This window comes from Syntrophobotulus glycolicus DSM 8271 (genome assembly GCF_000190635.1).
In the GTDB taxonomy this organism is placed as follows: Bacteria; Bacillota; Desulfitobacteriia; order Desulfitobacteriales; family Syntrophobotulaceae; genus Syntrophobotulus; species Syntrophobotulus glycolicus.
In genome coordinates, this window is sequence record NC_015172.1 from 139,777 (window position 1) to 162,572 (window position 22,796).

General features: G+C 42.8%; 17 protein-coding genes and 1 tRNA gene. 14 read left to right on the forward strand and 4 right to left on the reverse strand.

Going from position 1 to position 22,796, the window contains the following annotated elements; translation table 11 throughout:
• Positions 1-61 precede the first annotated feature (61 nt).
• From SGLY_RS00695 to SGLY_RS00705, 3 genes are all read right to left on the reverse strand, one after another.
• Positions 62-859 (reverse strand): EAL domain-containing protein, encoded by a 798-nt coding sequence (locus tag SGLY_RS00695; RefSeq protein WP_013623380.1) that lies wholly within the window; start codon positions 857-859, stop codon positions 62-64.
• 130 nt (positions 860-989) lie between these two features.
• Positions 990-1,205, reverse strand: coding sequence for a 4Fe-4S dicluster domain-containing protein (locus SGLY_RS18585; protein WP_013623381.1), 216 nt, complete (start codon positions 1,203-1,205; stop codon positions 990-992).
• The gene (locus SGLY_RS00705; protein ID WP_013623382.1) at positions 1,202-1,825 is read right to left on the reverse strand and encodes a lytic transglycosylase domain-containing protein; all 624 of its coding nucleotides are present in this window, start codon (positions 1,823-1,825) and stop codon (positions 1,202-1,204) included. The genes SGLY_RS18585 and SGLY_RS00705 overlap by 4 nt, the downstream gene beginning before the upstream one ends.
• A gap of 188 nt (positions 1,826-2,013) precedes the next feature.
• On the opposite strand from SGLY_RS00705, the gene SGLY_RS00710 reads away from it, so the two are divergent.
• From SGLY_RS00710 to SGLY_RS00775, 14 genes are all read left to right on the forward strand, one after another.
• Positions 2,014-2,736 (forward strand): HAD family hydrolase, encoded by a 723-nt coding sequence (locus tag SGLY_RS00710; RefSeq protein WP_013623383.1) that lies wholly within the window; start codon positions 2,014-2,016, stop codon positions 2,734-2,736.
• Between the two features lie 235 nt (positions 2,737-2,971).
• Positions 2,972-3,991 (forward strand): HlyD family secretion protein, encoded by a 1,020-nt coding sequence (locus SGLY_RS00715; protein ID WP_013623384.1) that lies wholly within the window; start codon positions 2,972-2,974, stop codon positions 3,989-3,991.
• Positions 3,988-4,866 carry an ABC transporter ATP-binding protein gene (locus SGLY_RS00720; protein ID WP_013623385.1) on the forward strand — a complete coding sequence of 293 codons (879 nt, stop codon included), beginning with the start codon at positions 3,988-3,990 and terminating at the stop codon, positions 4,864-4,866. Before SGLY_RS00715 ends, SGLY_RS00720 begins: the two co-directional genes overlap by 4 nt.
• A 3-nt stretch (positions 4,867-4,869) precedes the next feature.
• Positions 4,870-5,781 carry an ABC transporter ATP-binding protein gene (locus SGLY_RS00725; RefSeq protein ID WP_013623386.1) on the forward strand — a complete coding sequence of 304 codons (912 nt, stop codon included), beginning with the start codon at positions 4,870-4,872 and terminating at the stop codon, positions 5,779-5,781.
• Positions 5,778-6,893: an ABC transporter permease gene (locus tag SGLY_RS00730; RefSeq protein WP_013623387.1), complete on the forward strand. Its 1,116-nt coding sequence runs from the start codon at positions 5,778-5,780 to the stop codon at positions 6,891-6,893. Before SGLY_RS00725 ends, SGLY_RS00730 begins: the two co-directional genes overlap by 4 nt.
• A 10-nt stretch (positions 6,894-6,903) precedes the next feature.
• Entirely contained in the window at positions 6,904-7,473 is a 570-nt protein-coding gene (locus SGLY_RS00735) for a TetR/AcrR family transcriptional regulator (protein ID WP_013623388.1), read from the forward strand.
• Between the two features lie 151 nt (positions 7,474-7,624).
• Positions 7,625-9,169: a Ppx/GppA phosphatase family protein gene (locus SGLY_RS00740; RefSeq protein WP_013623389.1), complete on the forward strand. Its 1,545-nt coding sequence runs from the start codon at positions 7,625-7,627 to the stop codon at positions 9,167-9,169.
• Positions 9,159-11,240 (forward strand): RNA degradosome polyphosphate kinase, encoded by a 2,082-nt coding sequence (locus SGLY_RS00745; RefSeq protein WP_013623390.1) that lies wholly within the window; start codon positions 9,159-9,161, stop codon positions 11,238-11,240. Before SGLY_RS00740 ends, SGLY_RS00745 begins: the two co-directional genes overlap by 11 nt.
• 76 nt (positions 11,241-11,316) lie before the next feature.
• Complete coding sequence (locus tag SGLY_RS00750) at positions 11,317-12,813, forward strand: Ppx/GppA phosphatase family protein (protein ID WP_013623391.1); 1,497 nt, start codon at positions 11,317-11,319, stop codon at positions 12,811-12,813.
• A 132-nt stretch (positions 12,814-12,945) separates the two neighbouring features.
• Positions 12,946-13,039 (forward strand) — tRNA-Ser (locus SGLY_RS00755).
• A gap of 712 nt (positions 13,040-13,751) precedes the next feature.
• On the forward strand, positions 13,752-14,909 hold the full coding sequence (locus tag SGLY_RS00760) for an aldo/keto reductase (RefSeq protein ID WP_013623392.1): 1,158 nt from the start codon (positions 13,752-13,754) through the stop codon (positions 14,907-14,909).
• A 384-nt stretch (positions 14,910-15,293) separates the two neighbouring features.
• Complete coding sequence (locus SGLY_RS00765) at positions 15,294-17,570, forward strand: diguanylate cyclase domain-containing protein (RefSeq protein ID WP_013623393.1); 2,277 nt, start codon at positions 15,294-15,296, stop codon at positions 17,568-17,570.
• A 73-nt stretch (positions 17,571-17,643) separates the two neighbouring features.
• The gene (locus SGLY_RS00770) at positions 17,644-19,152 is read left to right on the forward strand and encodes a phytoene desaturase family protein (protein WP_013623394.1); all 1,509 of its coding nucleotides are present in this window, start codon (positions 17,644-17,646) and stop codon (positions 19,150-19,152) included.
• A 30-nt stretch (positions 19,153-19,182) separates the two neighbouring features.
• Positions 19,183-21,936, forward strand: coding sequence for a metallophosphoesterase (locus tag SGLY_RS00775; RefSeq protein ID WP_013623395.1), 2,754 nt, complete (start codon positions 19,183-19,185; stop codon positions 21,934-21,936).
• A 35-nt stretch (positions 21,937-21,971) separates the two neighbouring features.
• Here the strand turns inward: SGLY_RS00775 and SGLY_RS00780 are convergent, their stop codons facing one another.
• Positions 21,972-22,796: a TIGR03943 family putative permease subunit gene (locus SGLY_RS00780; protein WP_013623396.1), complete on the reverse strand. Its 825-nt coding sequence runs from the start codon at positions 22,794-22,796 to the stop codon at positions 21,972-21,974.

The following is a 22,796-nucleotide window of genomic DNA, read 5'->3' on the forward strand; positions in this document are numbered from 1 at the left end:
CTTTTCAATAAAGATAAAACATTTACCAATTTGAATATAAATTTTCCATATTAACAGTTGATTAATTTTTGATTAATTTTTCGTAAGTCAAATCAATTTTAGTACTAAAGTCCGATTGAGGTTTATGCAGCAGAAAGCCTTGCCCGTACTGTACACCAAGGGCAGAAATGGTTTGGAGTTCTTCTGTTGTTTCAATTCCTTCGGCAATAAGTTTTATTTTTAAGGAAAGAGAGATATCGACCAGAGCCTTGACCATCGATTGTTTATACTGGTCCCGGTCAATATTGCGGACTAAATCCATGTCAATTTTTAAATAATCAGGTTTCAGTTCACTGATGGTTTTTAAGCCGGAATACCCTGCTCCTACATCATCCAGGGCAATCAGGCAGCCCTGATCGGTAAAGGAAGTCAATACCTGACGAAATCGGGGATAATCTTCGATAACAGTTCTTTCGGAAATCTCCAGAACAATCAATCGAGGCGAAATATTGTAATGTTGAAAAGTTTCCCTGGTAAATTGCTCATGGAAATGGGGGAGACCGATCACCTGGGGGTCAATATTCAGAAAAAGGTATTGATCAAAATGAATATTCGTGATTTTCTCGAGGGCAGCTTGCCAAAAAAGGAGGTTCAGCTCAGGAGACTTATTGTTCTTCTCCGCGAGCCGGAGCAAGGCTAAAGGGGAATGAAGGGAAGAGCCGCACGGCCCCCGGCCCAGTGCTTCATAGCCAAGGACATTTCCGCCGGCCAATTCGAAAATGGCTTGGAATACGGAAGAAACCAATTTCTTGGAAAGTATTTCGTGGAATAATGCAGTTTGTTCAAGGTCCTCAAACAGTATCTCGTATCCCTTAGGCATATCAATTCTCCTTTATGAGAGATGGTTTTCTTAAGATACTTTATGCTGTGGGGTGGACAAAGTTACCGATCAAGAAAGGCACTATCCCTGCCTTTGCGAGATAGTGCCTTTTGTGATTTTTTAAAATCGTTTAAAGTATGAAATTATGTTTAATCTCTGTTATCGCTTGATTCGGACAGACCGCAAGACAGGAGAAACAACCGATACAAGCCTGGGGCTTGATGATTTGGACCACCTTTCTGAATAAACCGGTCTTTTCTCCGAAAACACCTTTAGGACATACGCTTGCACATTTTCCACAGTACTGACATTTTCTCCGGTCAATTTGAATACTTTTTGTCTTCATTTATTGTAATAATCCATGACCCTAGTGACATATTCTCTTGTTTCCGCAGGCAGTCTGTCTATCTGGTCTTTGCTTTGGACATTTCTGGAGCTTACAGTACCTGCACCCGCATTATAAGCGGCAAGGGCCATTTCTTTAGAATTCCCGTACATATTCAGAAGCTGTTTTAAATACTTCGTGCCGCCATCAACGTTTTGTTCCACACTAAAGGGGTTTCTTACGCCTAATTCCTGAGCAGTCTGAGGCATTAACTGCATCAAGCCCATTGCTCCGGCCGAAGATACGGCGGAGGAGTTAAAAGCAGATTCCTGCCGGATAACGGCCATAATAAAATCTTGATCGATACCATATTTGGCAGAAGCCTTTGTGACGGCTTCCTGAATGGAAGAGTCGCTGGAGTCGTTGGTTTCGGCAGAAGATGTCTTTTTTGTTTTGGGGTTCAGTTCTCTTAACAGATTAACCAGCAGAGAAGGATTGAGACCGGCAAGGTCTTGTTCAGACATAGCATTAAGCATGCTATTGAGGATACGATAAAAAGACTTTGAATCTCCCGAAGTTTGTTTTAAGGTTCTGGTCATCATCTGAAGCTGCATGAGCTGAACTTCATTCTCAATTTTCATAATCCACCACCAAAGTACATCATTGCCTAAATTATACCATAATCGTCTTATTTGTATATGCCGGAAAATATTTTCTTTGTGTTAAAGAACCCAAAAATAGAATTTTAAGATAACAAAGATCATTGTGGATACACTTCCAGAGTATTAAGATAAAAAGAAAAGCAGGGAGCAGAGGAAAAGAGAGCAATATGAAAAAGATTCAATATATTTTATTTGATTGTATGGAAACTTTAATTGATTTTACAGAATTACCCCGAGAGAAAGAATATGCCATGTGGTCATATTCTGGATCAGGGATAGAAAACTGCTGGCCCGATTTTGAAGAATTTTTACAGTCCTTCCTGGAAATGCGCCAATATTTTCAAAATCGCACACCAAAGCATAAGGAATATTCTATTCTGGAAAGATATGAAATGATGGTGAGCAAGCATGACCTTGCAAAAAATCTTTCTCTTACTCAAGAGGAGCGTATGACCATTGTGAAAAAGCTTTGTAAAAACTTTTGGGACAACTACACAAAACGGTGTTTTGTCAGTCCTGAAGTGGAGGCTTTGTTGAAAAGTCTGAGAAACAAGACAGGACTTGGCGTTGTATCCAACTTTATTGTACCGGGAGGTTTAGAAGAACTGCTGATATCCAAGCAAATCAGGGGATACTTTAATTTCGTCCTCAGCTCAGCTGAATTAGGCTGGCGAAAACCTCATCGCCTCATTTATGAAAAGGCTTTGGCAGAAGCAGGGACAAGTGTCCGTGAAATGATTTTTATCGGAGATGATCTCAATAATGACTATCATGCGCCAAGAGAAATGGGTATCCGCTCACTCCTTTATGACCGTAAAAACAAACATCCGGAAATCAGGGAACGTTTTTCTTCCTTTGAACAAATCGAAAAAATCCTGGAGATGAAGTAGTCCTTCAACCTTTTTGTGATCGTAAAAATTATTGGGTCTTGATTTCTGAAGAGAAAGCAGCTATTATGTCATTAATATCGTATTGAAGTGACATAATAGACATCTTGAAATAAGAAAACAGCAAAATTCAGATAAACAAAATAACATTAAATTTCGTCGTACGATAAGAGCAGAGATCACAGTCATGATGGATCAATCGTACAGAAAAAAATTAATCTTGAGGAAGATGAGAAATATGGCTGAGCATAAAAAAAGAAAATTGGTCATTGCTGTTCTGGTTGCTGTGTTGGCAAGCGGCAGTTTCCTTGTTTGGAGATATTGGCCGCCTGCCGACCAAAATACGATCATGGCTTCAGGAACAATTGAGACCATGAAGGTAGAACTTAATGCCAAGAATCAGGGGACTTTACAGGGTTTTTCTCTTAAAGAGGGGGATCAGGTAAAAGCAGGACAGCTTGTCGCCCGCATATCCCGAAATGATTTGGTTGCGCAGAAAGAACGAGATGCTCTAAATGTGGAAATTGCCAGGAATAAATGGAATGATCTTCAGTCCGGAGCCACTGAACAGGAAAGGAAAGAAGCGGGAGCCGGAGTAAACATAGCACAGGTTACCTTAGATCAGGCGAAAAAGGATTTGGAACGGGCGGAAGAATTATTTTCGCAGGGGAGCCTTGCTCAGACAGAAATTGAAGCCGTACGAAATAAATATTCCATTGCCCGGAATCAGCTGGCGACCGCGGAGGCCAAATTGAGCCTTATCGAAGAAGGGACACGTATCGACCAAATCAAGGCTGCTGAGAATCAAGTGAAATTGAATCAGGCGGTGTTGAAATCTTCTCAGGCTGTTCTGGAAGATCTCAACTTATATTCCCCGATTGACGGGATCATTCAAACCAAGAATCGTGAAAACGGAGAGTTTGTTTCTCTTGGATCAAACTTGGCGACCATCTCTGATTTAACGAAATGCTGGATTAATGTTTATGTTCCAACCACAGATCTTCCTTATATTAAGATTGGGGGCAAGGTAACCTTTTCTGTCAGCGGGACAGAGAGGGTTTTTGAGGGGACGGTTGCCGAGATTGCAAGCAAAGGGGAATTTACTCCCAAAAGTATTCAGACCGCAGAAGAGAGAGCGAATATCGTCTACAAGGTGAAAATTAATGCTGACAATAAGGAAGGTTTGCTTAAACCCGGGATGCCTGCTGATGTGGTCATCGAGAAGAACGGTACGGAACCGGGTATTGGGGCGTCATGATCAGGGCTGAGGGGATCAGTAAAAGCTTTGGGCAGATAGAAGCGGTCAAGCAGATAGATATGATTGTCAGCGAAGGAGAGATTGTCGGACTGGTCGGTCCGGACGGGGCCGGGAAGACTACACTCATGCGGATTCTGGTGGACTTGCTGGTACCGGACGAAGGTTCGGTAAGGGTCTTTGGCAGGGAGTATGGCTATATGCCCCAACGCTTCAGTCTGTACGGAGACTTAAAAGTGATAGAAAATCTGATCTTCTTCGGGTCCTTATACGGTTTAAGTAAAAAAATAATTGCGCAGCGGTCTGAGGAAATTCTCGCTTTGACGAATCTGGCTCAATTTAAGGATCGTTTTGCAGATAACCTGTCAGGTGGGATGAAACAAAAGCTTGCCCTGACCTGTGCTTTGGTCACCAGGCCCAGGCTTCTGATTTTGGATGAACCGACATACGGGGTAGATCCGGAATCCCGCAAAGAATTTTGGAAAATCCTTTATGATCTGAACGGACAGGGACTGACGATTCTTGTTTCCACACCATATATGGATGAGGCTGAACTCTGTACAAAAGTGGCTTTTATGGATAAGGGAAGGTTTACAGCCTTTGATTCACCGAAGAAGCTAAAGGAAGAATTCCCCGGTGAGGTTTGGGAAATTGGCTCAGACAGCCGTGATCCCGGAGTTTTTGATCATGTTCCCGGGATAAAGGATTCTTCCCTTTTTGGGGATAGATACCGCCTAATCACGGAAAGCTGTGACGGACAGGCTTTTGAGCAAATGATTTCCAGTATGTTGAAAGAAGCCGGGTATGGGCTGGAATTTATCCGGCAAGTACCGTCGTCAATGGAAGATGTGTTTGTGATGCTGTCCGGAGGAGAATAAGGCATGGAATATGTAATCACCACAGACAGGCTGACCCGCAAGTTCGGAGAATTCACGGCTGTCGATAAGGTTTCTTTCCAGGTGCGCAAAGGAGAAGTTTTCGGTTTTCTAGGCCCGAACGGGGCGGGAAAATCGACAATGATACGGATGCTTTGCGGAATTTTGGAGCCAACCGGGGGAGAAGCCACTGTTTTGGGTTACAGATTAGATCAAGATCCGGAAAAAATAAAAAAAAATATTGGCTATATGTCTCAAAAATTCAGTTTATATCATGATCTGACCGTTAAGGAAAATCTGAATTTCTATGCGGGGATTTATGAAATTTCCAGGAGAGAAGCCGGGCCCAGAATCAAAGAAATGATTGAGATGGCGGGGCTTACCGGGAGAGAAAACGAATTTGCGGTGAATTTAAGCGGCGGATGGAAGCAAAGACTGGCCCTGGGCTGTGCAATATTGGCCCGCCCGCCGTTGGTTTTTCTTGACGAACCGACAAGCGGAGTAAGTCCGACCAGCCGCAGGAGATTCTTTCACATCATCCGGGAACTGGTCAGGGAAGGGACGACAGTCATGGTTTCAACCCATTTTATGGACGAGGCCCAAAGATGTCATAGGCTGGGATTTATTTCTTCAGGACAATTAATGGCTGTTGATACTCCGGAAAATCTAAAAAAGAAGGTCATTGAAGGGTTAATGGTGGAATTGGATCTGCCCAATTCCTTAACCAGGATGCAGGAAATTAAAAACCTGGAATTTGTACGGGAGTGCACCATCCATGGAGCTTTGCTGCATGTTCTTCTAAGCAACGAAGAGGATAAAACTGAATTGGAGAAAAGCACCGGAGCTCAGGCTAAAATTATTGAGCCGTCCTTGGAAGACGTTTTTATTGCCTTATCTCACAAGGGGGGAAAAGCATGAGAAGAATAGTGGCAGTTATGCATAAAGAGTTTTTACAAATGCGTAGGGACAGGATGACATTGGCCTTGACGGTTATGCTGCCCTTTATCCAATTAATTCTTTTTGGCTTTGCTATTCAGACAGAAGTAAAACATATTCCCACTGCCATATTTGACCAGTCCCTCTCTGAAGAGAGCCGGGATCTTTTAAGCTCTTTCACCGCTTCCGGTTATTTTGAGGTGCGATATGCCGCCCAAAGCATCAATGAAGTGGATTCCCTGATTGACAGCGGCAAGGTCAAGGCCGGAATCATAGTCCCGGGGGATTTTGCCGGCATGGTGCAAAAAGGAGAATCAGCTTCAGTACAGCTTATTGTTGATGCCAGTGATAATATGGTAGCGAATCAGGCGATGGCAACAGCATCTTCTATTGGATTCTTAAAATCGCAGGAGGCGATCAGCAAAAAATTACAGGTGGATATGACAGAACCTCTTTATGATATCCGGGTCAGACCATGGTACAATCCCGGCGGAATCACCGCTTATTATATGGTTCCGGGCATCCTGGGGATTATTGTGACAATGACGATGGTGATGATGACAGCTACGGCGATTGTAAGAGAAAGAGAAAGAGGCACATTGGAACAATTGATTGTGACACCGATCAAATCATATGAATTAATGATTGGAAAAATCCTTCCCTATATCGTGCTTGGATACATCCAAATAACCATAGCTCTTATTGTCGGGGTTGCGGTCTTTAAGGTCCCGATCAGAGGCAGTTTAACGGAACTTTATGGATTGACATTGTTTTTTATCACGGCATCCCTGGGGCTGGGTTTAATGATTTCCAATGTAGCCAAAACGCAAATGCAGGCCTTTCAAATGTCCTTTTTTATCATGCTGCCGAGTATTATCCTTTCGGGATTCATGTTTCCTCGAGAAGCTATGCCCAAGATAATTTACTATATCGGGAATTTGATTCCTATCACCTATTTTTTGGAGATTGTCCGCGGTATTATCCTGAAAGGGATTGGAATTGGCTATCTGGCAGGTCAGGTGGTCAGTCTTATTGTCTTTTCTGTAGTATTTATTGTGATCAGCACCTTGAAATTTAAAAAGAAAATCGCTTAGGGGGGTAAAGGTGAGAAAAACGCGGGACAAAATTCTTTCTGTATATGAAGAAAAATCCGTTGGCGGGGGACGCGGTTTATTTGAGATTTCTCTGGAAGAGCTTGCCCAGGGGGCGGGAATCAACAAAAGAACCATTTACCGTTATTTCGGCAGTAAGGAAGAAATTATTGCTGAAATGCTGGACATAATCATGGAAAAAACGGCGTTGAGAATTACAAAAATATTGAGTGAAGAGAACGATCTGAGAACGATGTTAATTGAAGTGATTAAAACGATCAAGTATCTGGCCAATGGCCGGGTTTTGGAAGATTTACGGCGGCATTATCCTTTGCTTTGGCAAAAAATTGAGTTGTTTCGCCGGCAAAAAATTCAACAATTCTTTGATTCCCTAATCAACAATCAGAAGATGCGGATACGCTGGCGTGTCAATCCCATGATTGCGCATGATGTTTTTATCGCCGCACTGGCGGCAGTTCTCAATCCGCAGTATATTTTCGATCATTCCTTAACATTTGAAGAAACAGGAAATGCGCTTTTGGAGATGTTTATGTTTGGCGCTATGGAACAGACAAACGAATAGACTCAAAGGGGAGGTGCTTTTTCAGCACCTCCTTAAAATAAAAAAATGTATTCCGATTTAACGTTATCTTAACAGATTAACGGGAAATTGATATATTAACGAAGTTGTTTTTTTGATATATTAATGACATAAGGTTTAGGATGGTGGAAAAATGAGCAAAGTTAAGGTTGCATCCGCTATTTACATAGGATCTAATGCTATCCAGCTCAAAATCAGCGAAAATAGAAAAGGAAAAAAACATGATCTGGAATTTATTGAATACCCGTTAAATTTAGGGCACGATACTTTTTCCAAAGGTCGGATTACCTTTGAAAAAGCAGAGAAAATATGTGAGGTGATTAATCATTTTTCCAGGGTAATTAAAGATTATCAGGTTGAGGATAGCTGTGTCGCGGCGACAACAGCTGTTCGCGATGCGGCGAATCAGGAATATATTCTGGATCAGATTTTTATCAAAACAGGGAAAAAGGTTCTTGTTCTTGATGATGCGGATGAAAAAAAATTAATCTGTAAAGAAATGCTCAAGAAAATACAAGCATTCGAAATGCTTGAGAATACAGAGGCGTTGATGGTCTATCTGGGGACAGGTACGGTAGGAGTATCAATATATGAAAAAGGGACGATTCCTTTTACCCAAAATATCAGAATGGGCTCTTTAAAACTCAGTGAAATCATGGAAAGAATGCAGGAACAAATTGAGAAATCCAACACAATTATTGAAGAATATTTGGTGACATTTGCTAATATCTTGGAAAAACTCATCTCTTTAAAAAAACTCAACCATTTTATTGTATCCGGACAGGAAATGGATCTGATTGCAAGAATCTGCGGAGCAGTAGAGGAGGGAGAGCTGCTGTTTATTCCGACAGAAAGCTTTAAAGCCAAATATAAGGAATTAATAAATCTCAATGTTGAACAAGTGGCCAGGACTTATGGCTTAAATAAAGATCAGGCGGAAGGCCTGCTTCCATCGCTGTCTATTTATAATACTTTACTGGTGTTTACTTCGGCGAACAATATTATCCATGCACCCGTAACGCTTTGTGACGCTTTGCTCTTCAGTATGCTGTACAAAGAGGAAGACAGGGAACTTGAACGCAAATTTGCGGAAAACACCATCATTTCCGCCCAGTCGGTAGGAGAGAAATATAGGTATGATGCTGAACACGCCGCTACAGTCCAAAAATTTGGATCGATTATTTTTGATCAAACCAAAAAAATCCACGGGCTGGGAGAAAGAGAAAAGCTGCTCTTGCAGGTAGCCTGCCTATTGCATGATATCGGCAAATATATTAATACAAAAAATCATTACTATCACTCCTATTATTTGATCAAAAACACGGATATTATCGGATTAAATAACGAGGAAACGGAGATGGCGGCTCAGATTGCCATGTATCATGGTAAAGAGGTGCCCGGGTTGAGTAATGAACATTTCAGCAGGCTGACTACTTCACAACGGGCAGTTGTCTCGAAATTGGTAGCGATAATCAGAATGGCGGATGCTCTGGACAGAAGCCACAGTCAAAAATTTAAGCAGTTGGAAGTAACACTCAAAAAAGATGGAATTGAATTAAAGGGAAGCACAGAATGGGATTATGGCCTTGAACAGTGGACATTTAACCGGAAAAGCAGCTTTTTTGAAGAAGTGTTTGGAATCAAAGCACGGCTGAGGAGAAAAGCCAATGAATTTTGAAGAAAGTAAATACTTTATTAATCGGGAATTAAGCTGGATTGAATTTAACAAGAGAGTATTACAGGAAGCATATGATAAAAACTATCCTTTGCTGGAAAGATTAAAATTCTTAGCCATCAGTGCGTCTAATCTGGATGAGTTTTTTATGGTGCGGGTGGCCAGCATAACGGATTTGGTGGAAGCAGGATTTGCGGGACAAGATGCTTCCGGACTTACACCAAGGGAACAGCTTGAACAAATCGCTGTCCATATTCATAAATTTGTGAAAAAGCAGTATAATTGCTTAATAAAATCCATCATTCCCGCTTTTAAAAAAAAAGAAATCATATTTGCCGGTTATGACAAAATGGACGAGCGGCAAAAAGAATATTTGCATAAACGGTTTGAGGAGCTGATTTATCCTGTTTTAACGCCCTTGGCAGTCGATCAGAGCAGGCCGTTTCCCTTGCTGGCCAATAAAAGCCTGAATTTGGCCGTGAGATTAAAGGGGACGGAGGAAGAGCGTTTTGCTCTGGTTCAGGTACCCTCTGTTTTACCAAGAATCATTGAAGTCCCTTCGGAAAATGGGAAGCGGATTTTCATCTTTTTGGAAGATATTATTATTGAGCATATAGGGTTCATGTTTTCAGGATATAAAGTAGAAGCCGTCTGTCCGTTTTGTATCACAAGAAATGCTGATTTGGACATTGATGAAGAAGATGCCCAGGATCTCTTGAAAGAAATCGAGGAATCTGTTGCCCGGCGCAAATGGGGGGCACCGGTAAGATTGGAGATCATCAGGGGCAGTGATATTGAAACCAAACAATTTTTGATTAGGATGTTGGAAATCAGTGAAGCGGAGACATATGAGGTACCGGTATATCTGGATCTTACCGCGTGGATGCAGCTGATGTCCGTTGAGGGGTTCGAACATTTGAAAGATACCCCCTTAAGTTCTCCAATTCCTCAGGACTTTTGGGGAAAAGAGGATATTTTTTCTGCGATCAGGGAGAAAGACTGTCTGGTGCACCATCCTTATGAATCCTTTGACTGTGTGACGGATTTTATTCGGCAAGCGTCCACCGATCCTGACGTATTAGCCATCAAGCAGACACTATACAGGGTCAGCGGCAATTCACCAATCGTCAAATCGCTGATCACTGCAGCCGAACACGGTAAACAAGTTACGGTTTTGGTAGAACTGAAAGCCAGATTTGACGAAACCAAAAATATTAACTGGGCCAAGATGCTGGAAAAGGCAGGATGTCATGTGGTTTACGGATTGGTAGGTCTTAAAATTCACTGTAAAGCCGCCTTAGTGATCCGCCGGGAAGAGGAGGGAATCAGGCGGTATGTTCATATGGGCACAGGAAACTATAATGACCAGACAGCCAAGCTTTATACAGATATCGGGATATTTACCTGCAGGGACTCCTTTGGAGCAGATATCTCCGCTCTTTTTAATTTTTTAACAGGGTATTCCATGGTCCCGACATGGAAAAAGATTGAGACGGCACCCTTTTCTCTCCGCCTTTTTTTCGACAGGATGATTGAGAATGAAATTGAACAGGTTAAACAAGGGGGAAAAGGCCGGATTATTGCTAAAATGAACTCTCTTGCCGACAAGGAGATCATTAACATGCTTTATAAAGCATCTGCTGCAGGGGTGGAAATCGTACTGATCGTCAGAGGAATATGTTGTCTGCGTTCCGGGATAAGCGGATTGAGTGAAAATATTGTGGTCATCAGTATTGTCGGTAAGTTTTTGGAACACAGCCGTATCTATTATTTCGAAAATGGCGGACAGCCGAAAATCTACCTGTCCAGTGCCGATTTAATGACCAGGAACCTGGACCGGAGAGTAGAAATCGCTTTTCCTGTCGAGCAGGAAAGACTGAAGAGAAGATTAATAGAGATTTTGAAAATATCTATGGAAGATACGGTAAAGGTAAGAATTCAGAGAAAAGATGGCACTTATGCCAAAATCGACAAGAGAGGAAAACCTCAGGTTCAATCCCAAATGGTTTTTTATGAAAAAGCAAAGAAGGCTGTGGAACAATTACAGGGCCAAGCTTTTGACCAGATAGATTAATTCAGCCCTCTGTGAGACAAGATAAGAAGAGCTTATCTTAGAAACAACAAGATTACTGAGCTAAAGGAGCATTAAGATGAAAAAAGTTGCCGTTATTGATATTGGCTCTAATTCTATGCGGCTGGTTATGCTGGAAGTGACGGCAAATGGGTTTAAGGTTGTTGATGATATGAAAGAAACTGTCCGTTTGGGCCGGGGACTTCAAGAGTCCGGAATGATCGGGGAAGAAGCGATGAACAAAGCGATGCAGACATTATCTTTATTCAAAGGTGTTTGCGAGGTCAATCACGCTTCAGTATTAGCTGTGGCAACCGCTGCCGTTCGTAAGGCCCGTAATGGAGCCGATTTATTGGAAAGGATACAAAAGGACACCAGTATAGAGGTCACTCTTATTTCAGGAGAAGAGGAAGCCGGATACGACTTTGCGGGGGTAATCAATAGTATTGATCTCTCTGATTTTGTACTGGTGGATATCGGCGGAGGAAGTATAGAGCTTGTTCTCGTCAAGGGCAGGGAGATCAAAGAGGCGGTCAGTCTGGCAGTAGGGTCACTGGATCTAACGCAAAGATTCAAGCTGGCGGACGAGGTTTCATTCGGACAGGAAGAAGATCTCCTGAAGTTTCTGCGGACTGCTTTTGCCAAGGTTAAATGGCTCAAAAAAGAAAAGCCATGCGTTCTCGTAGGCGTAGGAGGAATCATTCGGAATATCGGAAAGATTGACCGGAAAAGAAAAGGCTACTTGCCCGATATCGCCCATAATTACAAACTGAGTAAAAATGATGTTGCGGAGATCTATCAGCTTCTGAAAAGTAAGAATTTGTTGGAGCGAAGTAGTATTGAAGGGTTATCCAAAGAGAGGGCGGATATTATGGTAGGGGCCTGTGCCGTAGTCAGAGAGCTGATGGAATATACAGGAATAAAAAAGTTAAGGACGAGCGGCTATGGCTTAAGGGAAGGTTTGGTTTTCAAGCATTATATCAATCAGGGCCGGCGGTTTGATGATGTCCTGGAGTCATCTTTACAGACCGTTTTAGACATGCATCATGAAAATAAGGAACATGCTTATCATGTCTATCATCTCTATGATGAAATTTTTAAAGAATTAACAGATGTCCACAAAATTAACGGAGATTTCAGTAAAATTAATAAAACAGCGGCATTGCTCCATGATATTGGTGTTTCTATAGGGTTCTACAATCACCATGAGCACACCTTCTATATGATTCTGAATGCCGGAATATGTGGAATAGACCACCGGGAATTGGTTCTCAGCGCTTATGTGGCCGCATCCCATCGTCTGAAAAAGTTTAGATTTAACTTTGAAGAATATCAATTGTTGCTTAAAAAGGAAGATAAGGAATATGCTCAAAAAGCGGGCATTTTACTGCAAATTGCCAATAGTCTGGACCGGGGCCAGGTTTCGGCAATCAAAGAGGTTGTTTGTGAAGTGGATAAAAAAACCGTGATGATGAGGACGATTAAAGCTAGAGATGCCGAATTGGAGATCAAAGATGCCATGCAGGCGGCAGAAATGTTCAAAAAAGCTTTCGGCAAAGAATTGGTCATTATATAAATCAATTGTTGTTTTAAGAATTATTATTTTGGATGTTGACGTCGGCAAGCTAAGCCATTATAATAGCATTTGCAGTTTATATTGATAATCCCTGCAAAAAAAGACAATAGATACTGTTTTTGTTGATCACATGGAGAGATGGCTGAGTTGGTCGAAGGCGCTCGCCTGGAAAGCGGGTACACGGGGTTGACCTGTGTCGTGGGTTCGAATCCCACTCTCTCCGCCAAAGAAAACATAGCTTGAGCTTAAATAAAAGAGAGTGGGATGAGAACGGGCGGAAAAAGGAAATGCGACCGAAGGAAGCATTTTCCCGCTCCGGCGTGATAGCGAGCCGAAGGCGAGCGGAGCGAATCCCACTCTCTTCGTCATAATTTTGTCAAAAAAGCCGATTGTTGTTGCGATTGGCTTTTTGAATTTTACATGGCAAAAACCGCTTCTCATGGTAGACCGAACAAATTTCCAAGAGAGGAAAGCTCGTGCAACAATTTAAGATGACAAGTGCCTATTTATCCGAAGCGCTTTTTAAAAAATCGGAAATCCTCCAGCTGATTTACTTCAACAATCGAATACGATAACAAGGGTATGCAGGTCAGGCGCCATTTCCCCGCCATAAAATCATAAGCTGAAAAAACTTGCCTGGACGTCCATGACTGCTCGGCACGATTATAGTATGGAATTAAACTCTTGTCAAAAACTGAAGACTGCCGCAGGATCTACATTTTTATTGTAAACGGCCGGAATCTAAGGTAAAATATCTATAAGCGGAAGCTTGATAATTGTCCGACTTAAAAGGTAGGAGGTCATGTACGGAAGTGCATGGCCTTTTTTCGGCATATTTTTTGGATTGCTTAAATTGCAGGAGGCTAGCCCCGCCGGAAGGAACGGAAGTTTGCTATACTGAAAGCAGAAATTAAGTTATGAATCAAGAGGTAAGCGCTATGCAGTATCGTCAATACGGAAAACTCGGCTATCAGGTATCCTTACTTGGCATGGGCTGTATGCGCCTGCCGCTCATTATAAAAGAAGGACAAAATTACGCCGGCGTCGACTTGGAGAAAGCGTTGGAAATAATCCGCTATGCAGCGGAACACGGCGTCAACTATTTCGACACGGCCTTCGGCTACCATCGCCAGACCAGTGAAGCGGTGTTGGGAGAAGCGCTGGACAGCGGTTACCGCGTTAAAGTGAAAATTGCTACCAAACAACCGATTAATGCCTTTAAGACCCGGGATGACATCCGGCGCAACCTGGAAAATACGCTGAAAAAACTGCGCACGGACTATATCGATGTTTACCTTCTCCATAATGTCTTAAGCAGGACATGGGCGAAGTTCAAAGAACTTGAGGTTATCGAAGAATATGAAAAGTTCCGCGCAGAAGGATTAATCCGGGCGATTGGTTTTTCCTATCACGGCGAGTTTCCGTGCTTTAAAGAAGTACTGGATTATTACCCCTGGGACATGTGTCAGATTCAGCAGAACCTGCTGGATGTGGACCGTGAGGTGACGGAAGATGCCATTAAAATCGCCGGCCAAAAAGGGACGGCGTTGGTCATTATGGAACCTTTAAGGGGAGGAGGGCTCGCCGGCGCACCACAGGCGGTCCAGGCGGTGTATGACGTCTATGAGGAAAAACGGCCGCCGGTGGAATGGGCCTTCCGGCATCTGGTTGATTACCCCGAGATCAGCTGTATTTTAAGCGGCATGACTACTCTGGAACAGTTGAAAGAAAATATCGCGCTTTTTTCCAGGCCGGATTTTGTGCCGGGCTGTCTGACGTCCCGGGAACACGCGATCATCCAGCAAGCCAAAGCCGCGTATGAATCGCTCGCCACCATCCCCTGTACCGGCTGCGGCTACTGCATGCCCTGTCCCAACGGCGTCAATATCTCTGATATTTTCTTAAAATATAACGCTGGCTGCATGTTCGAAAATTTTGACCAGTCCAAAAGGAGCTATATGTTTACCGTCAGAGGAGAGCAGGACGCTTCCCACTGTGCGGCCTGCGGCTTATGCGAGGAAAAGTGCCCGCAGAGCATCGCTATCGGCCGCCAGCTTCAAATCGCCCATGCCGTCCTGGACGGCTGGGTGGAGTAATTCGGGGCGGAAGGACCGTTCCACAGCCTATCTCCAGTATCTTTTTCCCTGAGACATCGCCAGCGTGGCTGCTCCTAAAATGTCATTTCTTCTTATATCCCCAATTAGAGAATCATCATCATTCTAGCTATGGTTAAAATTTGTGCCAAAACTTCCATTACAAGGTATCTGTTTATATTCTAGCCGAATTATCATATAATAAGGTATTCCAACAGGAATTTGTTATTAAAGAACAATGAAATAGATTATAAAGAAGTCTATGCTGAACCGATATCGATTACAATGGAAGTATTGAAAAAAGTACCGGTACATTTGTATATGTATTTGCATTCTTTACAGGAAGAATTATAAAAAAGAAGAATACTGCAAAAAAGGAACCGATTTATGGAATATCCCATAGTATTCGGCATATTGTTGGTGGCGACCGGCGGTAGTTCTGTCGCTTGCGGATTGTATGCCATCCAGCACAATATTAAAACACCGATCAATAAGATATTTCTGGCTTTGGGCTGTGCCATGCTTTTCTGGTGCCTGGGCTTGGCGATTACTGTTGTTGCGGCAAATGAGGAAATCAGCGCATTCGGAAGGCGCCTCGCCCCCATAGGCTGGGGAACAATATGCAGTTTGATGCTCCATTTTATTCTGCTGTTAACCCAAAAGGACAATTTGCTGAAAAAATGGTGGATATACCTGCTTCTCTATCTGCCGTCGGCCGTAACAATTTTCGCCTATACTTATCTTCCTCTTGTCCTTTTCAATCAGGACCATTTGATCCGGAACCAATTGGGCTGGCTGAATATTTCCCAAACCGATGCCTGGGATTGGTTCTACTATGGGTATTGTTTTGTTTTTATCGCTATTGCAATCATGATCCTATATTTATGGGCGAAGAACTCTGCCTCAAAGAATAGCAAAAAACAGGCCGACTTACTGATGATTTCTTTATTGCTGGCTTCAGTATTTGGAAGCTTGACTGATGTTTTGCCGGTTTTTCTGAAAATCAGAATACCGCAATTTTCACCGGTATTCGTGCTTCTACCCATTGCTGCAATCAGTTATTCCGTGAAATATCATGGCTTTATGCGTCCTGAGGCTGAAAATCAAAATGAGCTCATCCTTAATGAATCTGCCTATACAAACGTCTACCGTTACATTGGTTTTATTTTTGCCGCCGGAAGTATTCTTAATCTGGTTGCTCAATTGTTACTGTATAATGGCTCTTCCGTGCTTTCCGTCTTTCTGTTCAGTGGGGCCTTAGTTGTCATAACGGGCTTAATTTTTTTAATCAACAGGGCAAAACTCGATGATACAATCAAAGAAATGCTGCTTGCCGCAGGCCTCTCTTTTGTTATTCCGGTGGTTACACTGTGGTTTGTACAATTTGGGGGCATTACGATCTGGGCGTTTGTCTTTTTGCTGATGATCATCTGCCTGTTGTTTAACAGACGTACCATATTGATTACAGTGATTGCTTCGGCAATTTTAACGCAGCTGCTCCTTTGGGCGGCAGTGCCGTCTGTTCCGCTGAAAGTCGGAAAGACGGATTACATCGTTCGGATCGGTTTAATCGGGCTTGCCGCTATCCTTTCGCTGTATGTCAATAAGATTTATGCGCAAAGATTGAAAGAAAACGCCAATCAGATCAGCCTGCAGATGCTGGTATCGGAGACTTCCCATGACTTTGTCTTGGTGAGCGAACAAAATTTTAAGGATAAGGTTAGTGGGATGCTCAAGCGGTGCGGCAGCTTTATCCAAAGCGACAGAGCCTATATCGCGTTGCTTGATCAGGAGACGAAACACATCCATTATTCCTTGGAGTGGCTGGCGGAAGGAGTTTCATCACAATCGGGTGTTTTTGAAGAATTGGCGGCGGATATGCAATCTACGCTGTTAGAGCAATTTGAGTCCCATAATGTGGTAAAGCTATATGACACAGCGCTTATGCCCCTGCCGGAAAAGCTCAAAAATCAACTGATCGGTCGGGATATTCGCGCGTTGCTTGCCTTACCCGTCAAAAAACAAGAGATCATCATCGGATTTCTGATTTTTACCGCAGCCCGGCCGTTAATGGAATGGCGTTCAGGATCTTTTACATATTTAGAGATCATTACAAATATTGTTGCTGATGCTGTAATCAAGATTGATGCCGAAAAAGAAATGAATTTTATTGCTTACCATGATCAGCTTACACTTCTGCCCAATCGTATTTTATTTAAAGACAGGCTGGAGAAAGCAATCAAGCGGGCGGAAAGAAGCAAAACGATGCTTGTGGTCGCTTTTTTAGACCTTGATTCGTTTAAATCCGTCAACGATACGATGGGGCATGAACTGGGTGATCAGCTTTTATTTAAAGCGGCCCGGATATTATCCAGGAGTATCCGTAGTGATGATACGATTGCGCGCTTTGGCGGTGATGAGTTTGTCATCCTTTTGAATGATATAACCAGTAAGAAGGACATCATAAAGATTATGGATAAAATCATAGATACTCTGCGCAAACCGGTCTTGCTGAATGGGCAGAAATTCTTGATATCGGCCAGTGCGGGCGTTGCCTTGTATCCACAGGACGGAACTGACGCCGAGACGCTGATAAAGAATGCTGATATCGCTATGTACAACGCTAAAACCGGCGGTAAAAATCAATATTTTTTATGCACTTAACTCTCTACTGAACGCAGTCAGTCGCCACTATGATTGTATTCAAAGTTCATTTTGGCGAAAAGGAGCGGTAGATATGCCAAAATCGGTTATTATCATAGGTTCAGGTATGGGTGGCTTGGCCGCAGGTATTTATGGACAGATGAACCGCTTCGACACCCGCATCTACGAGATGAACCATCGCCCGGGCGGGCAATGTGTATCGTGGAAACGCGGCGGCTATGTCTTTGATGCTTGCATCCACCACCTGATGGGCTGTTCCCCAAATTCAAAGATATATCAGTTCTGGCTGGAAATCGGCGCCATGCCGGCAGAACTGGTATATACCAAGGAATGCGTGAGCGTGGCAGACCTTGACGGCAGGCTGTTCAACGACTACTATGACTTGGATATTCTGGAAAAGCATTTGTGTACCTTGTCTTCGCAAGACGCGAAGATCATCCGCGCATACGTAAAGGGGATCCGTGATGTCGCAGAATATGATATGATGGGCGACATGATCACAGGGAACTTCCTTGGTCTGCTCGGGCACACACTGACAATTCTCCGGAATTTAAAATGGTTCAGGCTTTCCATGGCGGATTTTGCTAAGCGCTTTACCGATCCGTTTTTACAGAGAGCCTTTCCGCTTCTGGTTTACTCGAATCCTTCTGTGCCTGTGTTTCTGCATTTGATGCGCCATGCCTCCGGCTTAAATCGGGACATCGCATGGCCGGTCGGCGCCAGTATGTCTTTTGTCGACGGCATTGTCGACCGATACAATACACTGGGGGGCAGGCTCTACTGCCGGAAGAGGGTCACGAAAATTATTACCGGTAACGGCAGGGCGGTTGGCGTCAGGCTGGATGACGGCACGGAAGAATTTGCCGATGTCATCATTTCCAACGCCGACGGGCGAAAAACACTATTGGAGCTGCTGGACGGGAGGTATATGGATAAACGGCTTAAGGCTTACTGCGCCGAACCTGCCGATATAAGCGATTTTGCCGTAAATATTTTCCTTGGTGTGGACCGTGATCTTTCCAAAGAGCCCTCCAGTCTGATTCTGCTTTTAGATCAGCCGGTCATACTTGCCGGACATGAGTTTACCTCGCTGGAGATGCAGATGTATGGTTTTGATCAAACCATGGCACCCGAGGGAAAAGGCGTGATCAAAATAGAGCTTAAGTCAGCCTATTCTTACTGGAAGAAGCTGTCGGCGGACCGAAAAGAGTATGAAGCAGAGAAACAAAGAGTGGCTGTCCAAGTGATCGCACTTTTAGAAAACCGTTTTCCCGGTATTTCCAGGCAGATTGAAAGTATTGATGTTTCTACCTTACTTACATGGGAGCGTTTCATGGGCGGCACACATGGTTTCGCTAACTTCCCGAACAAGAAACCAAACATTTGGGGCAGTTTGTTTAACAGCAGGGAGATGACGCTCAGTGGTCTCGATAATTTCTATTTTGTCGGCGCATGGGCCACTTCGGCAGGAGCGCTGTTTTTAAACGCCCTGTCCGGCAAGAAGGCGATCAAGAGGCTTTGCGAGAGAGAACACCTGAAGTTTGAGGTAAGCCGGTTTGATAATTCAATACGCACAAAATAGTATCTATCGTTGGATATAGGAGAGCGGATTATGCGTTGGTTACATTTATCCGATATACACTACAACCCAGAAATTGATGGAAGCAGTAGTCGACAGCTTCGTGATAAACTGGTGAAATACCTGCGTGAAAATCATATCCGCGTCGACAATTTGTTTGTAACCGGGGACTACCGCCATGCACTATTCCAAGATGATACGGACGAGGTCGCTCAACTGGCTGTCAATTTTATACGAGACATTGCGGAAAGTATAGGCATTAAAGATTCGGATGATATTCATGTCATACCGGGTAATCATGATCTTGACCGCGGGAGAAATAAAAAGACACTGGAGAATGCGCTGATCGGGTATACTCCTGATATTGGACGTTGGGAATCGGGTGACCTCGAAAAGTTGATTGAGCGGTTCAGCTTTTTCAAAAGAGTCAACCGGCTGCTTAACAGAAAAACTCCAATTTGGCCTGACAAGTTATTGCCACTGCACACATACTGTTGTTGTGATGGCTATAGCCTACTCTATATGAATACAGCTATTGCGTGCGGAAGTGATAAAGACCGGGGGAACTTGGTTATTGGCAACGATTATATGTTAAAAGCACTTAACTGTATCAGTCGAGAAAATCCTGAAGCACCTATCATTATATTAGCGCATCATGGCATGGAGCTCATGCATAAAGCCGAACGTGAAGCAATGGAAGCAATATTTAGAGACTATCCGATTGCACTGTACTTATGCGGCGATACCCATGTGGGGTGGCATCGCAAGATCAATGATATACACGAAGTGACAATGGGGTGTATTAAACAAGATAAAGGTGTTCAAGTTATGTTTTCCGAAGGTGAACTTAAGGAAAAGGCATCTCGGATTTCTTCTCTGTTCGCACACCGGTGGGATACCAAGGAGCGGGCCTGGGGACGATATACGCAGTTTAACAGTATATTACCGTTAAGTACCGAAGCGGATGATGAGACCATTAATGAACATAGAGATCAAGTTAAAAATAATGCATTATTGCCATGGATGAAAAATAGTGTTGGATTAAGACATGTTTTTCCCGATCTGTTTATTCCCCCGATCGCGACGGCTTCAAAAAATAAAACTGAAATAACATTTTCTCACTTGACCGCTAATTATCTTGATAAAAACACTGTCATTCTTGGTTTGGCAGGCGCAGGGAAGACGACTTTATTAAGGTATATGTACAGCTATTTTGAACCAAAGGATATCTCTCATGTTTTTCTTTATATTAATGCAAATAGCCTATTAGGTTCTCCGGAAACAAAATATGATCTCTTAGCTCATAATGTACTGGATAATCGGAAATGTTTTGATAAGAATGTTTTGTTGCTGATAGATGGTATTGATGAAGCCTTTCTTAATCAATGTGATGAATTTATGCTGTTTTTGCAGAAAATATCCATGCTAGATCATTGTAGTATTTGGCTTGGATGTAGAACAGACTATTTTAATTCCTTATTTACGGCAAAATCTGATCAATTTTTCTATGACTACGTAACCCTTAAACCTTGGAGCATTGAGCAAGCGGATCAGTTTATCACTATCTATTCGAAAAGGGTAGATTGCCCTGAAATTGTTGATCGGATTGAACGGTTTATTGAATCAAATAAAAATGCAGCGAAATTCAAAGAAAATCCGTTCCAACTGACTTTGCTTGTATATCTTATGGAGAACAGCGAAGCAAACCATAGATACACAATCAATAGTCTATATGATCTGTATCGGGAATTTCTTGAATGTTGGATAGAAAAGGAGCGTGTACGGGGAACTTCCCATCTGAAAAAGAACAGGATCTATGATAACTTATATCATATTGCTAAAAAAGTATACTATGGAGAAGCTCCCGCGATTAGAAGCAACGATTCGGCGATTATCGGTCTTTTGAATTGGAATGAAAGAAGGAATACTGTTGTTGAAGGATTTTATCATCGTAGTTTAAGCGCTTATTTCCTTGCAAATCATGTATTTAAATCTTTACAAATGGGCGGAAAGCGATTGATCAGTGATTTATCACAATGGTTGCTTGATGATGTCACAAATTTTGTTACTGATGCGTTTAAAAGCATAAATAAAGTTCAACAGAATAAAATTGCTCAGAATATCAATAGAATATATCGTCAAATATCGGAAAAAGATCAATGCATTTTGAATGAAAAGGAAAAACAAGAAATCGGAAAATTGGATGAACATACGATACTAATTCTGAAGGATGAACTATTATATTTTATGACCCGGCTAGATAAATTAGATGTGACAGAATTTGTTGAATATGCATACTCCAAAGAAACTCATCCAATTATCCAATTGAATATTGCCTATGGTGCAGTTTTGCTCTCAGCCCCTCATCCTATTGCCTTAGAATATGCAAAAAAAATTGTTCCTGATTCCATAGAAGATATTACTAATCGTTCTTGGACAATGGCCTATTTTGGCGATACGTATGAGGACCCTTTTTCTCATAAAGATAAGGGGAAGGGGCCATGGACACAATCAAGAAAAGCTAGAATAGATCGATTTTCAGATAAAGACCCCACTAGAAAAAAGGCTCGGTTCCGACTATTTGACTTGCCTTTATTTTATTGTTTCCTTGTTAGCCGAAATTGGGATAATCTTTCAATTGATGAGTTAAACATGATAAAATCTTGTGTAATTCCTGAAAAATATTTTAGTGATGAAGAATTGACATTTTTATTTGAGGTTAAAAGCAAATTGGTTCAGGAATATAAAAGGCGTTTAGGCAAGCCTTTATCACTTTTAGGGTACTAGGCTTAAATGTTTTATCTGGTAAAGAAAAAATCCAATTAATATGGATAGACATAGCCTTCCACTTTCTTGGCGGGTGTAATTTTTGTTGCAGAGATCTGGGGCTCGTCAGATTTCCTTCCGTCATATTCATACTGCCCGATAAAGAGGGTGCCTTCAACCGTCACCCAAGACTCTGCTTGTAATTCGGCAGCCTTGTCATATTGGCAAATCAGACCGGTAGGCATTAAATCCGCGGCACAGCAGGACATCATCAGGCGGGCGGGGAGAAATTCATCCCTTTTAAACGCTTCAGGGTTTTTGAAAACGAATCCTGTCATGACGATCGTGTATCCTTCATATTTCTCCATATTGTCATATATTTCGGAAAGCCACAGGCTGAAATCATCATTTGACACTGTGATTTTTCTGTCCGCTGTATCCAAACCGGGCAAATCAGTTGAATTTTCAGCATTTGGGATATCGCTGTTAAAGCCGGAGTCACTGACCGGCTCCTGCTCTTGAGGCACACTATAGGAACTAATCAGGCCGGATCCGCCGGAAAAACTATTCCCGCGGATATAATTTCCGGAAAGATCGGCGATGCTCAGAGGGCTGTGGGGAAGCAACAGCAGCAAAATGGGGATTACCAGCACGAAGCAGTGCCCGGCACGTACCCTGTACTGCGGGCGAAACAGCCGGCCCAGCCCTGTCAAAGCCCATATGCCCATGACGACTGCCGCAAAGTAAAGATACGGTGCCATTCTGGGCGTGACATACGAAAGGTATTTTCCGCTGCTCACCAAATAAAGCAGAAGTCCCCCAAAAACGGAATAGCAGAGAAACTCCAGGAAAATCTGAGGATTAAAGGCCCTTGCCCGCAT

Excerpts from the sequence above, each read along its gene's own strand:
- SGLY_RS00695 (WP_013623380.1), bottom strand. The coding sequence starts at position 859 with ATGCCTAAGGGATACGAGATACTGTTTGAGGACCTTGAACAAACTGCA.
- SGLY_RS18585 (WP_013623381.1), bottom strand. The coding sequence starts at position 1,205 with ATGAAGACAAAAAGTATTCAAATTGACCGGAGAAAATGTCAGTACTGT.
- SGLY_RS00705 (WP_013623382.1), bottom strand. The coding sequence starts at position 1,825 with ATGAAAATTGAGAATGAAGTTCAGCTCATGCAGCTTCAGATGATGACC.
- SGLY_RS00710 (WP_013623383.1), top strand. The coding sequence starts at position 2,014 with ATGAAAAAGATTCAATATATTTTATTTGATTGTATGGAAACTTTAATT.
- SGLY_RS00715 (WP_013623384.1), top strand. The coding sequence starts at position 2,972 with ATGGCTGAGCATAAAAAAAGAAAATTGGTCATTGCTGTTCTGGTTGCT.
- SGLY_RS00720 (WP_013623385.1), top strand. The coding sequence starts at position 3,988 with ATGATCAGGGCTGAGGGGATCAGTAAAAGCTTTGGGCAGATAGAAGCG.
- SGLY_RS00725 (WP_013623386.1), top strand. The coding sequence starts at position 4,870 with ATGGAATATGTAATCACCACAGACAGGCTGACCCGCAAGTTCGGAGAA.
- SGLY_RS00730 (WP_013623387.1), top strand. The coding sequence starts at position 5,778 with ATGAGAAGAATAGTGGCAGTTATGCATAAAGAGTTTTTACAAATGCGT.
- SGLY_RS00740 (WP_013623389.1), top strand. The coding sequence starts at position 7,625 with ATGAGCAAAGTTAAGGTTGCATCCGCTATTTACATAGGATCTAATGCT.
- SGLY_RS00745 (WP_013623390.1), top strand. The coding sequence starts at position 9,159 with ATGAATTTTGAAGAAAGTAAATACTTTATTAATCGGGAATTAAGCTGG.
- SGLY_RS00750 (WP_013623391.1), top strand. The coding sequence starts at position 11,317 with ATGAAAAAAGTTGCCGTTATTGATATTGGCTCTAATTCTATGCGGCTG.
- SGLY_RS00760 (WP_013623392.1), top strand. The coding sequence starts at position 13,752 with ATGCAGTATCGTCAATACGGAAAACTCGGCTATCAGGTATCCTTACTT.
- SGLY_RS00765 (WP_013623393.1), top strand. The coding sequence starts at position 15,294 with ATGGAATATCCCATAGTATTCGGCATATTGTTGGTGGCGACCGGCGGT.
- SGLY_RS00770 (WP_013623394.1), top strand. The coding sequence starts at position 17,644 with ATGCCAAAATCGGTTATTATCATAGGTTCAGGTATGGGTGGCTTGGCC.
- SGLY_RS00775 (WP_013623395.1), top strand. The coding sequence starts at position 19,183 with ATGCGTTGGTTACATTTATCCGATATACACTACAACCCAGAAATTGAT.
- SGLY_RS00780 (WP_013623396.1), bottom strand. The coding sequence starts at position 22,796 with ATGCGGGCAAGGGCCTTTAATCCTCAGATTTTCCTGGAGTTTCTCTGC.